An 18,255-nucleotide genomic window follows, 5' to 3' on the forward strand; every position below is an offset into this window, starting at 1 on the left:
GGTCCGGCGGTGATACGGGGTCCGAGGCCCTCCGGCCGCCCCCTGCGCCCACTTATCCTTTTCTCAGCGTTCCCCTTCACTTTCACCGACGGAGCACCATCCATGTACTTCACCGACCGTGGCATCGAGGAACTGGAGAAGCGGCGCGGCGAGGAGGAGGTCACCTTCGAGTGGCTCGCCGAGCAGCTGCGTACGTTCGTCGACCTCAATCCGGACTTCGAGGTGCCGGTGGAGCGGCTGGCGACGTGGCTGGCGCGGCTGGACGACGAGGACGACGAGGAGTAGGCCCCCGACGTCGGGAGCGGGTGGGCGTCAGTCGAAGGCGCGCAGCCGGTCGTACGCGAGGCCGAGCGCCCCGTGGAGCATCAGGAGCGTCCCCGCGACGATCCAGCCTGCGCTGTGGCGCCGCAGGCCCCACACGGTGAGCGGCAGCCCGGCGGCCAGCTGCCCGGTCGCGAGGACACGGGCCCGGCGCCCGCGCAGCCAGGAACCCCCACCGGCGCCCTCCACCGCCTCCAGCTCCGCCCGGACCGCCGCACGCCACCCGTTCCACTCGATCTGCTCGGCACCGGGCTGGGTCCGGGCCACCTCGAGAAGCCGGTCGGCCGGCTCCCCGGGGCCGAGCCCGGCCGGCAGCAGCACCCCCGCGCGCGTGAGGACGGCGAGCAGTCCGCGCAGGCGCGCGCGGGCGTCCGCCCCGGACACCGGCCGGGTCAGCGGGTCGAGCGCCGGCATGTCGAGGACCGGGTCGAGGCCGAGCCGCGCGGCGAAGGTGCGCATCGCCTCGTCCTCACCGACCGGGGTGCCGTTCGCCAGCCATTCGTAGCCCACGCTGCGCCGGAAGCCCGCCGCGAGCGTGACCCCGCTGCGGTCCGCGTCCCACCACAGGGCCAGTACGGGCCAGGGGGCGCTGACGGCCAGCGCGGTGGCCCACCCCGAGACCACGCGGTCGACGGGCTCGGTGCCGTGCAGCCAGGGCTCCCCCTCGGGAACGAGCACGCTCCACTCGGAGCCCGCCCCGGTGAGCAGCATCCGCTGCCGCAACAGCTGGGCGGCCAGACCGACGGACTCGTGCCCTGCCCGGCAGAGCAGCAGGGCGCCGGCGGCCTTGGCCTGGGACGAGTCGGGCGTCGTGGACATGGGCACACCGTAGATCGGCTACGACCCGAATGACCTGTTTTGCCCGTCAAGTCCCCGCCACTCACTCGCAAGCCCCGACCGCGAAGGCACCACTTCCCCCAAACGAGTGCCTTGACTTTCCGCATCCGCGATATATCGTGAATGACGGAAGACGCGATATGGCGCGTCGAGTCCAGATTACGTCGAGTCCAGACGCGCGCCCGGTCTGGTCGGGTCGTTGGGAGGTCTGCACCATGTCCGAGTGGTCCGTCGCAGAGCCGAGGAAGCTCACCTTCGACGACCCCGTGACGGCACTTCATGTGCGCGTCGTCAACGGAACAGTGAACGTCGTGGGGACCGACGAGGGTTCCGCCCGCCTGGAAGTCTCCGAGCTGGAGGGCCCGCCACTGCTCGTGACCCAGCAGGACGGCACGCTCACCGTGGCGTACGAGGACCTGCCCTGGAAGGGCTTCCTCAAGTGGCTCGACCGCAAGGGCTGGCGCCGCAGCGCCGTCGTCACGTTGGCCGTCCCGGCCGGCACCCCCGTCGAGGTGGGCGTCGTCGGCGCCGCCGCCGTGGTCTCCGGGATGGAGAACCGGGTGGCAGTCAAGGGCGTCACGGGCGACACGACCCTCGTACGGATCGCCGGCCCCGTCCGCGTGGAGACCGTCTCCGGGAGCCTGGAGGCCCAGGCCGTCACCGGCGACCTCCGCTTCAACTCCGTCTCCGGCGACCTGACCGTGGTCGAGGCCTCGGGCTGCTCCGTGCGCGCCGAATCGGTGAGCGGCTCGATGATCGTGGACCTCGACCCCCGGGGCACCCCCACCGACGTCCAGCTGTCGAACGTCTCGGGGGAGATCGCCATCCGCCTCCCCCACCCCGCGGACGCCGAGGTGGAGGCCAACACCGCCAGCGGCACGGTCTCCAGTGCCTTCGAGGATCTCCGGGTCAGCGGCCAGTGGGGCGCCAAGAAGATCACCGGCCGACTGGGCGCGGGCAATGGCAAGTTGAAGGCGATGACCGTCTCCGGCTCCATCGCCATGCTCCGCAGGCCGACGGCGGAGGACGAGCCCCAGGAGGACGGGTCGCCCGCTTCTCCGGAGACCCCGACCGACAAGAAGGTGCTCTGACATGCCTCCCGTCTTCGCCCACGGCCGCCTGCGCCTCTACCTGCTGAAGCTGCTGGACGAGGCCCCCCGCCACGGGTACGAGGTGATCCGGCTCCTGGAGGAGCGCTTCCAGGGGCTGTACGCACCCTCGGCAGGCACCGTCTACCCCCGGCTGGCGAAGCTGGAGGCGGAAGGGCTGGTCACCCACACCACCGAGGGCGGCCGCAAGGTGTACGCGATCACGGACGCGGGCCGCGCCGAACTGGCCGACCGCAGTGGCGAACTGGCCGACCTGGAGCTCGAGATCCGCGAGTCGGTCGCGGAGCTCGCCGCGGAGATCCGCGCCGATGTGCGGGGCGCGGCGGGCGATCTGCGCCGGGAGATGCGGGCCGCGGCCACCGAGGCGAGGCGCGGCGGCAAGAGCGGCACCGGCACCGGCACCGGAGAACACGAAGGGCCCGCGGGTGAGTTCGGGGACTTCGGCGACTTCCGCGACAAGGACTCGTGGCGGGTCGCCAAGGAGGAGATGCGGCGGGTCAAGCAGGAGTGGAAGGAACAGAACCGGCGCGCGAAGGACGAGAGCCGCCGGGCCCGCGACGAGGCGCAGCGCGCGCGGCGCCAGGCCAAGGAGGCGCAGGAGGAGATGCAGCGCATGGCCAAGCAGGTCCAGGAGCAGGTCCAGGACCGCTTCGCGCGCGGCGACTGGCCGAACGGGGTCCGTGAGGGCCTGAGCGAACTGGCCAAGGAATTCGGCGACTTCGGGAAGACCTTCGGCAAGGACTTCGGTAAGGACTTCGGCTTCGGCCGCGCGGGTACGGCGGCCACCGGGTCGGCGCAGCCCGAGTACGCCGAGTACACGGACACTCCGGAGGACTTCCCCGCCGACTACGCACCCTCCTGGGCCCACGAGGACTCCACCGGCGACCCCGCCCGTGACCTCGAACGCCTCCTGGACCGCTTCCGCGACGACATCCGCGACGCCGCCCGCGACCACGGGGTGACGGAGGACCAACTTCACGCGGCCCGACGTCACTTGTCGACGGCTGCGTCGCACATCGGGGCCGCGTTGCGCACGCCGAAGAGCTGACGCCCATTGCCGCCCGGGGCTTTCCGAGGTCCGAGGGGACTCCCCGGGGCTCCGGCAGGGGACCTCGGAGAAGCCCCCGGCCGGAGCCCCGGTTGCGACCGCTCACTCACCCCGCCTTGGCCTCCCCGCCGCCGTACAGCACGCGCGTGACCGCCTCATAGGTGACCCCGTGGTCGGCGAGCACCTCCGCCGACACACCGGGCCGAGCGGTCAGGGCCATCAGCAGATGCTCGTCGCCGATGTGCCGGTGCTGACGGGCGAACGCAACACGAAGGGACCGCGTCAGCACGTCCTTGGCCCCCGGGGCGAACGGCCGACGCCTGGAGCGTCGTCCGCCGCCACCCCCGTTCCCCGATCCCAACGCCCCGACCCCATGGGCCTCCTCCACCCGGGAGACGATCTCCGAGAGGTCGATCCCGAGCCCGGAGAGCGCCTCCGTGTCGGCACGGGAGAGCCCGCCCCGCCGGCGCGCCTCGGCAAGCGACCGTTCCATCGAGTCCCGACGACCGGCCGCCCCGAGCGAGGCCAGCACGAACGAGCCACGGCTGCCCTCCCGATCGAGGAGGGCGAGAAGCATGTGCTCCTCGTCCACCGCCTCGGCACCCGTGCGCTCGGCGTGCCCGACCGCTCCCACGACCACGGCCCGGGCGTCCTTCGTGAACCGCTCGAACATCACTGCCTCCCGTACTTCTTGTGCACGGCCTGCCTGCTCACTCCGAGTTCCGCGGCGATCTCCTGCCACGACCAGCCCTGATTGCGCGCGCTGCGCACCTGTACCGCTTCCAACTGCTCCAGCAGCCTCCGCAGCGCGGAGACCGCCCGCAGTCCGATCCGCGGATCGCGATCACCCGCACGCTCGGCGAGATCCGTTGCTTCGGTCATGCTGTCAATCTAAGTTGACAGCAGGGTGGACGTCAACCCCAGTTGACAGGCGGTACGCGAAACGGCGGGCTCGAATGCTTCCCGAGCCCGCCGTGACCGCTCCGCACTGCACTGCACCTCGGCCCGAGCGGCCGAGGATCCCTCAATCCCTCACCCTCATCCCGCAGTAAGAACGATCTTCCCGAACTGGTCGCCCGACGCCAGCCGCTCGAACCCTTCCCGGGCCCGGTCCAGCGGAAGCACCTCATCGATGACGGGTCGCACACCCGCGGCGGCGCAGAAGGAGAGCAGATCCTCCAGCTCGTCCTTGGTGCCCATCGTGGAGCCGACGACCTTGAGTTCCAGGAAGAAGATGCGGGTGAGCTCGGCGTGCGAGGGGCGGTCGCCGCTCGTCGCGCCCGAGATGACCAGTGTGCCGCCGGGCCGCAGCGACTTGACGCTGTGCGACCAGGTGGCCGCGCCGACCGTCTCGATGACCGCGTCCACGCGCTGCGGCAGCCGTGCGCCGGACTCCAGGGCCTCCACGGCGCCCAGCTCGACCGCCCGCTTGCGCTTGGCCTCGTCGCGACTGGTGGCGAAGACCCGAAGACCGGCGGCCTTGCCGAGCACGATCGCGGCGGTCGCCACGCCGCCGCCGGCGCCCTGGACGAGGACGGAGTCGCCGGGCCGTACTCCGGCGTTGGTGAAGAGCATGCGGTACGCCGTCAGCCATGCGGTCGGCAGACAGGCGGCCTCCTCGAAGGAGAGTTCCTTGGGCTTGGGGATGACGTTCCACGTCGGGACGGAGACCTGTTCGGCGAACGTGCCCTGGTAGCGCTCGGTGAGGATGGAGCGGGGCTCCTTCGGGCCGACCCCGTGCCCCGTCTGTCCGATGACCGAGTGCAGCACGACTTCGTTGCCGTCCTCGTCGACGCCGGCCGCGTCGCATCCGAGGATCATGGGCAGCTTGTCCTCGGCGAGACCGACGCCGCGCAGGGACCAGAGGTCATGGTGGTTCAGGGACGCGGCCCTGACGTTCACGGTGGTCCAGCCCGGCCTCTGCTCGGGGGCCGGACGCTCCCCCAACTCCAGGCCGGTGAGCGGCTGGTCACGGTCAATGCGGGCGGCGTAGGCAGCGAACATGACCTTGACGATAGGCTCCGCCCCCGCCCGGCGGAACCACGTCCCCCTGTGACACACGTCCCGCCACCCTCACGCTCCACGTCACACCGGTCCGCTCCGACCACGAGCCAAAGCAACCGCCGACCTCCCGCCCGGGACTCCGCCCCGAATCCCCACTCGTCCGCATGCATTCGGCTGCGGGTGAGTGGGGGCCGGTCGCGCAGTTCCCCACGCCCCTCGGGCGGGGCTCCGCCCCGAATCCTCGCCTGTCCGGACGCGTTCGACTGCCGGTCGGTGGGGGCTGGTCGCGCAGTTCCCCGCGCCCGTGAAGACTCCGCCCGCCGGGGTGCAGGGGGCAGCCCCATCCACCCGTAGGACGGCGAGGGCGCGTCCTTGGCGGAGGTCCGGGGCGGAGTCCCTGGGGATGATGGGGCCCCCGTACGGACCAATCCGGGAAAGAAAGCAGGGCCCCGCCGGGAGCACCCGGCGAGGCCCTGACATCACGCGGCCTCGTCAGCGGCGGGCAACGCCCTCGGCCCGAGCAGCCGCGGCCACCGCCGCGGTCACCGCAGGAGCCACCCGCTCATCGAACGGCGACGGAATCACGTAGTCCGCGGCAAGGTCGTCCCCGACGACCGCAGCGAGCGCCTCGGCCGCCGCGATCTTCATCCCCTCGGTGATCCGAGACGCCCGCACCTGCAACGCCCCCGCGAAGATCCCGGGAAACGCCAGCACGTTGTTGATCTGGTTCGGGAAGTCCGACCGCCCGGTGGCGACCACGGCGGCGTACTTGTGGGCGATCTCGGGGTGCACCTCGGGATTCGGGTTGGCCATGGCGAAGACGAAGGCCCCCTCGGCCATCGACGCCACCGCCGGCTCCGGCACCGTACCCCCGGACACGCCGATGAAGACGTCCGCGCCCGCGAGCGCCGACTCCAGCGACCCCGTGAGCCCCGCCTTGTTGGTGATCCCGGCGAGCTCCCGTTTGACGTCGGTCAGGTCGTCCCGGTCCGCGGAGACGATGCCCTTACGGTCCGCGACCGCGACGTCACCGATCCCCGCCTCCAGCAGGAACTTGGCGATGGCGACCCCGGCCGCCCCCGCCCCCGAGATCACCGCACGCAGATCACCCAGCGTCCGCCCGGTCAGCTTCGCGGCATTCCGCAGCGCCGCCAGCGTCACGATCGCGGTTCCGTGCTGGTCGTCGTGGAAGACGGGAATGTCCAGCCGCTCCTGGAGCTTGCGCTCGATCTCGAAGCACCGCGGCGCCGAGATGTCCTCCAGGTTCACGCCCCCGAACGAGGGAGCGAGCCGGACCACGGTCTCCACGATCTCGTCGACGCCCGTGCAGTCCAGCGCGATCGGCACGGCATCCACCCCGCCGAACTGCTTGAACAGGATGGCCTTGCCCTCCATCACGGGAAGGGAGGCCTCCGGGCCGATGTCACCGAGTCCCAGCACCGCCGTACCGTCCGTCACCACAGCGACGACGGACGACTTCCACGTGTAGTCGTGGACGAGCTCGGGCTGCTCGGCGATGGCGCTGCACACCTTCGCCACGCCGGGCGTGTACGCCAGGGACAGGTCGTCCTTGTCACGGACGGGCACGGTGGCCTGCACGGCCATCTTGCCGCCACGGTGCAGCGCAAACGCAGGGTCGAAGTCGAGGGAGTCGACGGAACCGGCGGTGTCGACGGAGCCGGCGGAATTGACCGGCTCCACGTCGCCTTCAAGACCCGTACTGCTGTCGCTGCGAGGATTGACGATCTCCGCTGCCACTTTGTTTTACCCCTTAAGTCTTCATTGATTTGAGGGTGACCACTCCTGGTTGAGGGGTGGGCGGGCACCGCGTAACCCTGCCGCCGTGGTGGTGCGTACGGGCGGATACGCGACGGGCGCGCCGCACACGCGCCCTGAGCCCCGGATGAGGGGTGTAGAGAACCTTCTTACCGGACGGACCAGGTCGGCGACGAGTCCATACCGCGAAGCTCACACGCCGGTGACATGACTCATACCTGGATATGTGGACAAGTCCAAGACATGACCTCAACACACTACAAGTGCGGAGTAGTGACGGCCCGCATCGTGAGATGCGCCGAAGATCTTCCGGCCGGAAGGAGGGATTCCCGCACAAGGTCCGGCCCTGATGGAGTCGTCCGTGGCGGTTCGGGGGTCACCCGTTATCCGATTTTGACATAGCGAGTCCCCTGAAGCGCGCAGTCCGAATGGCAAGATGCCGTCATCACACGAGGTCGCGACACCCAAAGGTGTGTGTTCTCGTCGACCCATCGGCAACTCCCTCATCCGCCGGAGGAACCCACCATGACCGCAAGCTCCACCCGTCGTACGACCGCCGCGCAGTCCCGTATAGCAGCGGTCGGTGCGATCGCGGTCGCCGGGGCCCTGATCCTCACCGGCTGCGGTGACCAGACCAAGAAGGACTCCAACAGCTCCTCCTCGAGCGCCGCCTCAGCTCCGCTGGCCTCCAAGCTGCCCGCGTCGATCCGTGACGCGGGTGTCATCAAGGTCGGCTCGGACATCGCGTACGCGCCCGTCGAATTCAAGGACAGCTCCGGCAAGACCGTGGGTATCGACCCCGACCTGGCGGACGCGATGGGCAAGCAGCTCGGAGTGAAGTTCGAGTTCCAGAACGGCACCTTCGACACCCTGATCACGGGTCTGCGCTCCAAGCGGTACGACATGGCGATGTCCGCGATGACGGACACCGCGGACCGCCAGAACGGTGTCGACGCCGACACCGGCAAGAAGGTCGGCGAGGGCGTCGACTTCGTCGACTACTTCACCGCGGGTGTCTCGATCTACACCCCCAAGGGCAAGACCCAGAACATCAAGACCTGGGCCGACCTCTGCGGCAAGAAGATCGCGGTGCAGCGCGGCACGGTCTCGGAGGACCTCGCCAAGTCCGAGTCGAAGAAGTGCACGGGCGGCAAGAAGATCGCCATCGAGTCCTACGACAACGACCAGCAGGCCCAGACCCGGGTGCGCGCCGGTGGCGCCGACGCCGGTTCCTCGGACTTCCCGGTCGCGGCGTACGCGGTGAAGACCTCGGGCGGCGGCAAGGACTTCGAGCTCGTCGGCGAGCAGGTCGAGGCGGCGCCGTACGGCATCGCGGTCGCCAAGTCCAACACGCAGCTTCGCGACGCACTGCAGGCCGCGCTCGACGCGATCATCAAGAACGGCGAGTACGACAAGGTGATAGCGAAGTGGGGCGTCGAGGCCGGCGCCGTCAAGACGGCCGCGGTCAACGGCGGCAAGTGACCGCGGAACCGAGCGGGCACTGAAAGGCAACAACACCCGTGACTGTTGACATCGACAAGACGGCAGGGCCGGAGGACACTCCTCCGGCCGGGCCGGAGGCCATCAAGGCCATCCCCGTCCGGCACTACGGACGGTACCTCTCGGCCGTCATCGCGATCGCCGTGCTCGTCGCGATCATCTACGCGTTCGGCCAGGGCAAGATCAACTGGAATGCCGTACCGGACTACTTCTTCGACCACCGCATCATCAAGGGCGTCGGCCAGACGCTGCTGCTGACGGTGCTCTCGATGGTGATCGGCATCGTGGGCGGCATCCTGCTCGCGGTGATGCGCCTGTCGAAGAACCCTGTGACCTCGTCCATCGCGTGGTTCTACATCTGGTTCTTCCGCGGCACCCCGGTCCTCGTCCAGCTGTTCGTCTGGTTCAACCTGGGTCTGGTCTTCGAGTACATCAACCTCGGGCCGATCTACAAGGACTACTGGTCCAGCTTCATGACGCCGTTCCTGACGGCGCTGCTGGGCCTGGGCCTGAACGAGGCCGCGTACATGGCCGAGATCTGCCGTGCCGGTCTGCTCTCGGTCGACGAGGGCCAGACCGAGGCCTCGCACGCGCTGGGCATGAGCCACGGCAAGACGCTGCGGCGGATCATCATCCCGCAGGCGATGCGCGTGATCGTGCCGCCCACGGGCAACGAGGTCATCAACATGCTCAAGACGACCTCCCTCGTGTCGGCAGTGCAGTATTACGAGCTCCTGCGGTACGCCCAGGACATCGGACAGACCTCCGGCGCCCCGGTGGAGATGCTCTTCCTGGCCGCCGCCTGGTACCTGATCATGACCTCGGTCCTGAGCGTGGGCCAGTACTACGTCGAGCGGTACTACGCCCGCGGTTCGAGCCGTCAGCTGCCGCCCACCCCGTGGCAGAAGATCAAGGCCAATCTGACGTCCCTGTCCAACCGTCAGGGAGCGGCGGCATGACCGAGAACGAAACCACCAAAGACATTTCCGGTACGCCGATGGTGAAGTCCGAAGGCGTCCACAAGTCCTTCGGCGCGGTCGAGGTCCTCAAGGGCATCGACCTGGAGGTCAAGCCCGGCGAGGTCTTCTGCCTCATCGGCCCCTCCGGCTCCGGCAAGTCGACCTTCCTGAGGTGCATCAACCACCTGGAGAAGATCAATGCCGGCCGGCTGTCCGTCGACGGTGAGCTGGTCGGCTACCGCCAGAAGGGCGACAAGCTGTACGAGCTCAAGGACAGCGAGGTCGCGCTGAAGCGCCGGGACATCGGCATGGTCTTCCAGCGCTTCAACCTGTTCCCGCACATGACGGCGCTCGAGAACGTCATGGAGGCCCCGGTCCAGGTCAAGGGCATCAGCAAGACCCAGGCCCGGGCGCGTGCCGAGCAGCTCCTGGAGCGCGTCGGCCTGGCCGACAAGGCGAAGAACTACCCCTCGCAGCTGTCCGGCGGTCAGCAGCAGCGTGTGGCCATCGCCCGCGCGCTGGCGATGGACCCGAAGCTGATGCTCTTCGACGAGCCGACCTCGGCGCTCGACCCGGAGCTGGTCGGCGACGTCCTCGACGTCATGCGCGACCTCGCCGAGTCCGGCATGACGATGATCGTCGTCACCCACGAGATGGGCTTCGCCCGCGAGGTGGGCGACTCGCTGGTCTTCATGGACGGCGGTGTGGTGGTCGAGTCCGGCCACCCGCGTGACGTACTGACGAACCCGCAGCACGAACGGACGCAGTCGTTCCTGTCCAAGGTGCTCTGAGGGTTTCGACAGCCGGATGCCGCCCGCCCGTGAAGGGGTGGGCGGCATCCGACGTTCCGGATCCCTACAGGTTCAACCAGGGGCTGCGCGGCGAGAGGTTGCCCTCGGTGGTGAGCCCCTGCAGCTGCACGAAGGTCGTGAACTGCCCCCTACCGTGGAAGTCCTTGCCGGCGTAGTGCTTGTTGACCACCTTGCCCGTGGGGCAGGGGTACGACTTCTTGGACACGATCCTCTCGCCCGTCGTGAGGACCCTGATCAAGATCGTGCACTTCGCGTGCTTCTTCCCCATGGAGACGATCGCGCTCGGGTGCCCCACGCCCTTGGACTTCTTGCTGAGGCAGGACTTCCAGATGACCGCGTGGTCGTTGTCGGGGAAGGTGTCCACGTTCGAGTAGGTGGAGCAACCTCCCTTGCCGGACTCCGCGTACGCCGTGGGCGCCGTGGCCAGTCCGGCGAACGTCACGACCGCGCACATGGCCGCCGCGACGGCGGTCCCCCTGAACTGCATTGCACAACCTTCCCTCGTTTGACGGGCGGCATGGAGGCCGCCCCATGCGAGGAAAGATCATCCAGTATGTTCGCACATCTGCGCAACTGTGAATTCGGAGTCAACTCGTCCAGTTGCGGCGGCACTTACCCGCGCAGCGGCGGGAGGCCGCGCGGGACGCGGAAAAGGCGGTACGAGTCCCGTACCGCCTCAACCGAACCGCCCCGCGGATTACTTGACCGCGAGCACCAGCGCGTCGGACGGCGACCGCCACACCGCCCGCGCCTCCCCGAAGCCCTTTTCGCGCAGCACACGCGCGTGCCGGTCGACGGACGGCATGTCGCCGTCGGCGTGCTCCCCGTAGATCTCGAAGCGGCGGGCGGTCGGCACGGCGAGGACAGGGTCCTGGGCCGCCAGCTCCCACCAGGCGGCCCAGTCGAGCGCCCCGCGCGCCCTGGCCTGGTCCATCCGGGCGTGCCGCTGGGCGCGCTCGGCCTCGTTGATCCGGGGCGTGGACTCGTCGATCATGTGGTCGGCGTTCATGAAGACGCCGCCGTCGCGGACGAGCTCCGCGACCTGGCCGTAGAGGACCGCGAGGGGTTCGCTGTGCAGCCAGTGGAGGGCGGTGGCGGTCAGGACGGCGTCGTACGAGTCGTACGGCAGCCGGGTCGCCCAGTGCGGGTCCTTGAGGTCGGCCGTGACGAGGGAGACCCTCTCGTCACCCGCGAAGGTGCCCTCGGCGATGGTGAGCAGCGCCGGGTCGAGGTCGACGCCGGTACTGGTGGCCTTCGGGAAGCGGTCGAGGAGCCGGGCCGTGATGGTGCCGGTGCCGCAGGCCAGGTCGAGGACGCGCGGCTCCGGGCCACACAGGGCCTCGACCATGTCGAGCATCACCCGGAAGCGCTCCTCGCGGTCCGGCATGTACCACTCCTGTTGCCGGTCCCAGCTCTCCTGCCAGGCGTGCCAGTCGGTGCCGTTGCCATGGATCTCGTCGCTGTCGATTCCGGTGCCGACGGTCATGGAAACCCCTTCTCCGTTCGTCTTCACTCGCCCGCGTAATACCCTGGAAGCGCAATCAGCCGTTACCTGGCCGCACGCACGACGATAGAGCGCCTCCGTAAGGACTACAAGTGGAACTGGCCTATTACTCGGATTACGCGGTACGCCTCGTCAACACCGAGGAGCCGACCCGGGGCAAGGACTCGCTCACCTCGGTCGAGGCGGTCCGGGACCTCTTCGAGGGGAACTCCTCCGCGGCCCGCCGCGCCACGGACGCGGACGTCACCCGCTTCCGGTCGGTCCGCGCCCGGCTGCGCGCCGTCTTCGAGGCGGCCGACGGCGGCGACGAGACCCTGTCCGTGGACCTGCTGAACTCACTTCTCCTGGAGTTCCCCGTCAGCCCGCAGATCTCCGGGCACGACCACCGGGACGACGACGGGCGCCCGCTGTGGCACATGCACCTGGCGGACCACCCGTCGAACGCGACCGCTGGCTACGCGGCGATCGCCGCCATGGGACTCGCCTTCCACCTCACCTCGTACGGCGTGGACCGCCTGGGTCTCTGCGAGGCGGCCCCCTGCCGCAACGCGTACCTGGACACGTCGACGAACCGCTCCCGGCGCTACTGCTCGGACCGCTGCGCGACGCGCGCCAACGTGGCGGCCTACCGGGCCCGCAAACGCCTGGAGGCCGACCGGTCGGAAAGCACCGGCCTTGCGGCGCCGAGCGCCCAGCGGACGACTGCGAACGGCGAGCGCTGACCCGGCAGGTGGGGCCGATAGCGCAAGCGCACCTTCCCGAGGACGAGGTCTTCGGGCACGGTCCCGTAGTCGGTGCTGTCCCCACCCGCGTAGGCGTTGTCCCCGAGCACCCACCAGCCCCCATCGCGCCGCTCCGCGATCCGTTTCACGACCAGCAGGTCCTGCTGGAACGGATGGCGCAGAACGACCACGTCACCGGGCCTGACCCGGGCCCCGTACTGCACGACGAGCCGATCTCCGTGCTGGAGCGTGGGCACCATGGAGGGCCCCGTCACCTCGGCCGCCCCGAACGGCAACACGGCCCTCCCACGCTCGGTCTCCTGCGACAGCTCCGGCATCACCGGCACCTCCCCGGTCCATCCTCCACCAGTCCCAGTCTCACCCTGGACTTTTGTCCTAAGCCCATGGGGGCACTCGAGAAAAGACGTCTCCTACGGAGTAATGTCCCACCTGAGAAGACGATCACGAGGAAGGACAGCTCAATGCTCTCCCGCCTGTTTGCCCCCAAGGTCAAGGTCAGCGCGCACTGCGACCTGCCCTGCGGCGTGTACGACCCGGCCCAGGCCCGCATCGAGGCGGAGTCGGTGAAGGCCGTCCAGGAAAAGATGGCCGGCAACGACGACCCGCACTTCCAGGCTCGCGCCACCGTCATCAAGGAGCAGCGCGCCGAGCTCGCCAAGCACCACGTGTCGGTGCTCTGGAGCGACTACTTCAAGCCCCCGCACTTCGAGAAGTACCCGGAGCTGCACCAGCTGGTCAACGACACCCTGAAGGCCCTCTCGGCCGCCAAGGCGTCCACGGACCCGGCCACGGGCCAGAAGGCGCTGGACTACATCGCCCAGATCGACAAGATCTTCTGGGAGACCAAGAAGGCCTGACCTTTGGTCATACGGCTCGACCCGCGACCTGTTCGGTTTCTCCGGTCACGCGGTCCCTCTGCCCGCACCCGGCCCGCGGGACGCCTAACACGGCGTCCATGACGGTCCGGGTGCGGTCTTCTTTCACCGGGCTTCATTCGGATACGGCGACCACGTGCTTGCCGACCACGCCGCCCCGTTCGAAAGCCTGGTGCGCAGCGGCGATGTCCGCGAGTGGGTACACGCTGTTCACCACCGGGCGCAGCGCTCCCGAGGTGACATGGTCGGCCAGGGCGCGCAGCACGGTGGCGTCGGGGTTGGCGCTGAAGGTGCGGATGCGGCGGGCGCCGTACACGCTCGATGCCGCGATCGCGGCCAGGGCGGGGGCTGACAGTCCGACGGTGACCATCCGGCCGCCCTTGGCCAACCGGCTGCGGTAGCAGTTCAGTTCCGTGCCGACCGTGTCGACGATGACGTCGAAGGGGCCGATCCGGTCCGAGGTGGTGGAACCGTGGTCGAGGACCTCGTCGGCGCCGAGGTCGGTGAGGGCGGGGGCGTGACGGGCGCGGGCCAGTGCGGTCACGTGGCCGCCCAGGGCGTGGGCGAGTTGGACGGCGGCCGTGCCGACACCGCCCGCCGCGCCGCGGACCAGGACCTTCTCTCCGGGCGCGAGGCGCACGGTGTCCCGCACCGCGATCAGCGCCGTCGCACCGGCGACGACCAGGGAGGCCGCGTCGACCGCGGAGAGTCCCGCCGGGGCGGGCGCGAGCCGGTCCGCCGGGACGACGACGTACTCGGCCGCCCCGGCGATGGTGTGTCGCTGCCGGGGGTGCACCGTGCCCCACACCCGGTTCCCGACCCGCAGGCCCTCGACGCCGGTGCCGGATTCGGTGACGACGCCGGCGAAGTCCAGTCCTGTGCCCAGCGGGAACCGGCGCCCAGAGACGATCTTCATCTCCCCGGAACGGAAGATCACGTCGTGGCCGTTCACGCTGGACGCCTCGACGCGGACCAGTACTTCACCCGCGCCGGGGGCGGGCCGGTCGACGTCATTGATCCGCAGCACGTCCGCCGCGTCGCCGTAACTCGTGATCTGAGCGGCCTTCATGGCGCTGTTCCTCTCCGCGGTCGGCTGTTGCGGTTCAGATCCTGGTACCGGGCCGCGGTATCACGGTCGTTCGCCTTTTCCCGGGTTCGGCTTTCCTGGGTCCGGTGGACCCACCCTCGCGGGCCTCGCCACGGGCATACTGAAGCCGTGACCGACAAGCCCGTCGCGGTGAGCGACGATCCCCGACGCGAACTCGGGGAGTTCCTCCGGACGCGCCGCACCCGGCTGCGGCCGCAGGACGTCGGCCTGGAACCCGGTCCGCGGCGGCGCGTCGCCGGGCTGCGGCGCGAGGAACTGGCCCTGCTGGCCGGGGTCAGCTCGGACTACTACCAGCGCATGGAGCAGGGCCGCGACGTACGCCCCTCCGAGCAGGTCCTCGACGCCCTCGCGCGCGCCCTCGACTTCTCCGCCGAGGAGACCCGGCATCTGCACAGCCTCGCCGCCGCCGCGCGCACGCCCGCGAGGCGCCCGCGCCACCACGCGCCCGAGGAGGTGCCGCCCACCACCCTGCGGCTGCTGCGCACGATGACCTCGCCCTCCGTGGTCGTCGGCCGCTTCCTGGACGTACTGGCGTGGAACCCGCTCGCCGGTGCCCTGCTCGGCGAGTTCACCCAGCGCCCGCGGAGCGAACGCAACCTGCTGTCGCTGCTGCTGCACCCGGAGGCCGACCGGACGTGCCCGGATCGGGCCGCCACCGTCGCCGAGCTGGTCGCGATGCTGCGTACGCAGGTCGCGGCCGAGCCGGGACATCCGCGCGCCGTCGAGCTGGTCGGTGAACTCGCCGTCCGCAGCGACGAGTTCGCGGGCCTGTGGGCGCGTCATGACGTGGCGGAGACCACCCGTGGCCGGATGCGCGTCCGTCACCCGCTGATCGGGGAGCTGAACCTGGACTGGGACGCGTACCCGATGCCGGACGCCACCGGCCCCGTACTCATCGCCTTCACCGCCGAGGAGGGCGGGCCCGACGCCGAGCGTCTCCAGCTGCTCGCCGGCCTGCTCGACACCCCCGGCCCGACGGCTGCGTCCCGTCCGCGGCCTTGACCCACCGGTCTCTGTCAGTGGCGCGTGCCATCCTGAAGAAATGACTCTGGAGGATCTGGTCCGGCTGCGCCGGGCACGCGACCGGATGGACCGCGAGTACGCGGAGCCGCTGGACGTCGCCGCGCTCGCGCGCACCGCGCTGATGTCACCCGGGCACTTCCAGCGGAGCTTCCGGGCGGCGTACGGGGAGACGCCGTACAGCTATCTCATGACCCGCCGAATAGAGCGGGCCAAGGCCCTGCTGCGGCGGGGCGACCTGACGGTCACGGAGGTCTGCCTCGCCGTGGGCTGTACGTCGCTCGGTTCGTTCAGCTCCCGCTTCACGGAGCTGGTCGGCGAGACCCCGAGCGCGTACCGGGCCCGGCCGCACGACCACGGCGCCCCGATCCCGCCGTGCGTGGCCCAGCGCCTGACCCGCCCGGCCCGCCACCGCAACCCGGAAGCGGAACCGGGTACACGCCTCTAGCGTGGGGCCATGGATCTCAAACTCTCACAGTGCTTCATCGCCGTGGACGACCATGACAAAGCACTCGCCTTCTACCGGGACGTCCTCGGCCTGGAGGTCCGGGGTGACGTCGCCTTCGAGGGGATGCGCTGGGTGACGGTCGGCTCCCCGCTCCAGCCGGACGTCCAGATCGTGCTGGAGCCCCCCGCCGCGAGCCCGGACATCTCCCCCGCCGACAAACAGGCCATGGCCGAGCTCCTCGCCAAGGGCGTCCTGCGCGGTGTCATCTTCTCCACCGCCGACTGCGACGCCCTCTACGAACGCGTCCGCGCCTCGGGCGCCGATGTCCTCCAGGAGCCGATGGACCAGCCGTACGGCGTCCGCGACTGCGCCTTCCGCGACCCGGCGGGCAACCTCCTCCGTTTCACCGAACGCCCCGATGCCTGAACCCCGGCCACCCACGCATCGGCCGGCGCGAGGCACACTACGTCCGTGTGTTCCGTGGGAGCGGGTCGCCCATGGAAGGGAACGTCTGAAGTCCCTTAGTCCGAGGAGTCATCGATGCCGTCCGCGCGCCCCCGCGTCCTCTACGTCAGTGACCTGGCCTACCCGGCCAAGGGGCGGCGGTACTGCGACGAGGACATCCTCCTCACCTCCCGGCTGCGCGAGGAGTTCGACCTCGCCGTGTGCCACCCCCTGGACGCGGCCGCGCTGATGACCGGCTTCGACGCCGTGGTCGTGCGCAACAGCGGGCCCGTGCTGCACTACCAGGCGCAGTACGACGCGTTCCGGAAGCAGGCGGTCACGGAAGGTGTCCGCGTGTACAACCAGCTGTCCGGCAAGGGGGACATGGCGGGCAAGGGGTACCTGCTGGACCTCACCGCGGCGGGGTTCCCGGTCATCCCGACCATCGACCGCGCGGAGGACCTCGACCGGCTCCCGGACGTCGACACCTACGTCGTGAAGCCCAAGCTGGGAGCGGATTCCATCGGCCTGGAGTTCGTACCGCGCGACCGGCTGCCCGAACTGTCGTACGGCAACATCCTCGTCCAGCCACGCATCGACTTCCGCTACGAGGTGTCCTTCTATTTCGTCGACCACACCTTCCAGTACGCCCTGTACGCCCCCCGCCCGGACGAGCGCTGGGCCCTGGAACCGTACGAGCCGACCGAGCGGGACCGGGAGTTCGCGCAGCGGTTCGTCGACTGGAACGACATCGCGTACGGCATCCAGCGCGTCGACGCCTGCCGGACCCCCGACGGCGAACTGCTCCTCGTGGAGCTGGAGGACCTGAACCCGTATCTGTCCCTGGACGTCCTCTCCCCCGACGCGCGGGACGCCTTCGTCTCACGGGTGAAAACATCGTTGCGCGGGCTGATCGGACAGGAGACGGTACGAGCCGCACACGGCGTCTGAGAGGGAGCGGTAACGACCCATGGCTGACCCCATTCGATGGACCTACGCCTTCGTCGACCGGCCCATGAAGGACTTCGATCGCGCCTGCGGCTTCTGGACCGCGGTCACGGCGACGAAGCTGTCCGAACCGCGCGGTGAGCAGGGCGAGTTCGTGACGCTGCTGCCCGACGGCACCGACGCCTGCGTCAAGGCGCAGGGCGTCGACGCGGGCGACGGCGGCGCCCATCTCGACCTCGCCGTCGAGGACGTACCGGCGTTGGCGGAGTCGGCCCGGCGGCTCGGCGCCGAGCTCGTCACCACCGAAGAGGACCTGGTCGTCCTGCGCTCCCCCGGTGGTCAGCCGTTCTGCGTGGTCCGTTGGCACGGCGAGTCGGCGCGGCCTGCGGTCGTTCCGGGCCCCACCGGCGCCACCAGCCGCCTCGACCAGGTGTGCCTGGACGTCGCGCCCACCCGATTCGAGGCCGAAGTCGCCTTCTGGAGCGCCCTGACCGGATGGGAGTCGCACCCCGGCGCGCTCCCGGAGTTCCACCTGCTCAGGCCGCCCGCCGGGCTCCCCTTCCGCATCCTCCTGCAACGCCTCGACACCGCCCGCCCCGCCGCCGCCCACCTCGACATCGCCTGCTCGGACATCGAGGCGGTACGCGCCGACCACGAGCGGCTCGGAGCCGTGCTCGTCGGTCACGGCGCCCGCTGGGCCGTCATGCGGGACCCGGTCGGCGGCACGTACTGCCTGACCGGCCGGGACCCGGCGACGGGCAGCCTCCCGGCCCCGGCCTGATCCGAAGAACAACCCGAA

22 protein-coding genes are annotated in these 18,255 nt (G+C 69.9%); 13 read left to right on the plus strand and 9 right to left on the minus strand.

Annotation, left to right across the window (positions count from 1 at the left end; genetic code table 11):
- Positions 1–102 precede the first annotated feature (102 nt).
- On the plus strand, positions 103–285 hold the full coding sequence (locus ACZ7M3_RS05790) for a DUF6104 family protein (RefSeq protein ID WP_005312030.1): 183 nt from the start codon (positions 103–105) through the stop codon (positions 283–285).
- A gap of 27 nt (positions 286–312) precedes the next feature.
- On the opposite strand, the gene ACZ7M3_RS05795 is transcribed toward ACZ7M3_RS05790, so the two are convergent.
- Positions 313–1,140 carry a hypothetical protein gene (locus ACZ7M3_RS05795; protein ID WP_472061139.1) on the minus strand — a complete coding sequence of 276 codons (828 nt, stop codon included), beginning with the start codon at positions 1,138–1,140 and terminating at the stop codon, positions 313–315.
- 233 nt (positions 1,141–1,373) lie between these two features.
- On the opposite strand from ACZ7M3_RS05795, the gene ACZ7M3_RS05800 reads away from it, so the two are divergent.
- Both ACZ7M3_RS05800 and ACZ7M3_RS05805 read left to right on the plus strand, forming a co-directional pair.
- Positions 1,374–2,249: a DUF4097 family beta strand repeat-containing protein gene (locus ACZ7M3_RS05800; protein WP_472061141.1), complete on the plus strand. Its 876-nt coding sequence runs from the start codon at positions 1,374–1,376 to the stop codon at positions 2,247–2,249.
- Position 2,250: 1 nt separating this feature from the next.
- Positions 2,251–3,315, plus strand: a complete 1,065-nt coding sequence (locus ACZ7M3_RS05805) for a PadR family transcriptional regulator (protein WP_472061143.1) — start codon at positions 2,251–2,253, stop codon at positions 3,313–3,315.
- 106 nt (positions 3,316–3,421) lie between these two features.
- Here the strand turns inward: ACZ7M3_RS05805 and ACZ7M3_RS05810 are convergent, their stop codons facing one another.
- The 4 genes from ACZ7M3_RS05810 to ACZ7M3_RS05825 form a co-directional block, all read right to left on the minus strand.
- Positions 3,422–3,988: a Clp protease N-terminal domain-containing protein gene (locus ACZ7M3_RS05810; RefSeq protein WP_472061145.1), complete on the minus strand. Its 567-nt coding sequence runs from the start codon at positions 3,986–3,988 to the stop codon at positions 3,422–3,424.
- Entirely contained in the window at positions 3,988–4,197 is a 210-nt protein-coding gene (locus ACZ7M3_RS05815; protein WP_010984411.1) for a helix-turn-helix domain-containing protein, read from the minus strand. The genes ACZ7M3_RS05810 and ACZ7M3_RS05815 overlap by 1 nt, the downstream gene beginning before the upstream one ends.
- Positions 4,198–4,353: 156 nt before the next feature.
- Positions 4,354–5,319, minus strand: a complete 966-nt coding sequence (locus ACZ7M3_RS05820) for a zinc-binding dehydrogenase (protein ID WP_472061147.1) — start codon at positions 5,317–5,319, stop codon at positions 4,354–4,356.
- 492 nt (positions 5,320–5,811) lie between these two features.
- On the minus strand, positions 5,812–7,077 hold the full coding sequence (locus tag ACZ7M3_RS05825) for an NAD(P)-dependent malic enzyme (RefSeq protein WP_388154068.1): 1,266 nt from the start codon (positions 7,075–7,077) through the stop codon (positions 5,812–5,814).
- 543 nt (positions 7,078–7,620) lie between these two features.
- On the opposite strand from ACZ7M3_RS05825, the gene ACZ7M3_RS05830 reads away from it, so the two are divergent.
- The 3 genes from ACZ7M3_RS05830 to ACZ7M3_RS05840 are packed head-to-tail and all read left to right on the plus strand — an operon-like array spanning position 7,621 to position 10,345.
- Complete coding sequence (locus ACZ7M3_RS05830) at positions 7,621–8,577, plus strand: ABC transporter substrate-binding protein (RefSeq protein ID WP_095852651.1); 957 nt, start codon at positions 7,621–7,623, stop codon at positions 8,575–8,577.
- 38 nt (positions 8,578–8,615) lie between these two features.
- Positions 8,616–9,554, plus strand: a complete 939-nt coding sequence (locus tag ACZ7M3_RS05835; protein WP_472061149.1) for an amino acid ABC transporter permease — start codon at positions 8,616–8,618, stop codon at positions 9,552–9,554.
- Positions 9,551–10,345 carry an amino acid ABC transporter ATP-binding protein gene (locus tag ACZ7M3_RS05840; protein WP_306454730.1) on the plus strand — a complete coding sequence of 265 codons (795 nt, stop codon included), beginning with the start codon at positions 9,551–9,553 and terminating at the stop codon, positions 10,343–10,345. Before ACZ7M3_RS05835 ends, ACZ7M3_RS05840 begins: the two co-directional genes overlap by 4 nt.
- Before the next feature lie 64 nt (positions 10,346–10,409).
- On the opposite strand, the gene ACZ7M3_RS05845 is transcribed toward ACZ7M3_RS05840, so the two are convergent.
- Complete coding sequence (locus ACZ7M3_RS05845; protein WP_355616770.1) at positions 10,410–10,853, minus strand: hypothetical protein; 444 nt, start codon at positions 10,851–10,853, stop codon at positions 10,410–10,412.
- Positions 10,854–11,063: 210 nt separating this feature from the next.
- Entirely contained in the window at positions 11,064–11,852 is a 789-nt protein-coding gene (locus ACZ7M3_RS05850) for a class I SAM-dependent methyltransferase (RefSeq protein ID WP_472061151.1), read from the minus strand.
- 110 nt (positions 11,853–11,962) lie between these two features.
- Between ACZ7M3_RS05850 and ACZ7M3_RS05855 the strand changes: the two genes are divergently transcribed.
- Positions 11,963–12,592: a CGNR zinc finger domain-containing protein gene (locus ACZ7M3_RS05855; protein ID WP_095852655.1), complete on the plus strand. Its 630-nt coding sequence runs from the start codon at positions 11,963–11,965 to the stop codon at positions 12,590–12,592.
- Here ACZ7M3_RS05855 and sodX read toward each other — a convergent pair.
- Positions 12,496–12,930, minus strand: a complete 435-nt coding sequence (sodX, locus tag ACZ7M3_RS05860) for a nickel-type superoxide dismutase maturation protease (protein WP_472061153.1) — start codon at positions 12,928–12,930, stop codon at positions 12,496–12,498. The two genes, ACZ7M3_RS05855 and sodX, sit on opposite strands and share 97 nt — an antisense overlap.
- Positions 12,931–13,074: 144 nt before the next feature.
- On the opposite strand from sodX, the gene sodN reads away from it, so the two are divergent.
- A complete protein-coding gene (gene sodN / locus ACZ7M3_RS05865; protein WP_004983535.1) occupies positions 13,075–13,470 on the plus strand; it encodes a superoxide dismutase, Ni in 396 nt (131 codons plus the stop codon).
- Positions 13,471–13,603: 133 nt separating this feature from the next.
- On the opposite strand, the gene ACZ7M3_RS05870 is transcribed toward sodN, so the two are convergent.
- Entirely contained in the window at positions 13,604–14,557 is a 954-nt protein-coding gene (locus ACZ7M3_RS05870) for an NAD(P)-dependent alcohol dehydrogenase (protein ID WP_472061155.1), read from the minus strand.
- 147 nt (positions 14,558–14,704) lie between these two features.
- Here ACZ7M3_RS05870 and ACZ7M3_RS05875 point away from each other — a divergent pair, with 147 nt between their 5' ends.
- From ACZ7M3_RS05875 to ACZ7M3_RS05895, 5 genes are all read left to right on the plus strand, one after another.
- Entirely contained in the window at positions 14,705–15,598 is an 894-nt protein-coding gene (locus ACZ7M3_RS05875; RefSeq protein ID WP_472061157.1) for a helix-turn-helix transcriptional regulator, read from the plus strand.
- 40 nt (positions 15,599–15,638) lie between these two features.
- Positions 15,639–16,064 (plus strand): helix-turn-helix transcriptional regulator, encoded by a 426-nt coding sequence (locus ACZ7M3_RS05880; protein WP_099943274.1) that lies wholly within the window; start codon positions 15,639–15,641, stop codon positions 16,062–16,064.
- A gap of 9 nt (positions 16,065–16,073) precedes the next feature.
- Entirely contained in the window at positions 16,074–16,490 is a 417-nt protein-coding gene (locus ACZ7M3_RS05885; RefSeq protein ID WP_060898644.1) for a VOC family protein, read from the plus strand.
- A gap of 114 nt (positions 16,491–16,604) precedes the next feature.
- Entirely contained in the window at positions 16,605–17,459 is an 855-nt protein-coding gene (locus ACZ7M3_RS05890; protein WP_472061159.1) for an ATP-grasp domain-containing protein, read from the plus strand.
- 19 nt (positions 17,460–17,478) lie between these two features.
- Complete coding sequence (locus ACZ7M3_RS05895; RefSeq protein ID WP_355308550.1) at positions 17,479–18,237, plus strand: VOC family protein; 759 nt, start codon at positions 17,479–17,481, stop codon at positions 18,235–18,237.
- The last annotated feature ends 18 nt before the right edge of the window (positions 18,238–18,255 follow it).

This window comes from Streptomyces sp. NPDC111656 (assembly GCF_055656965.1).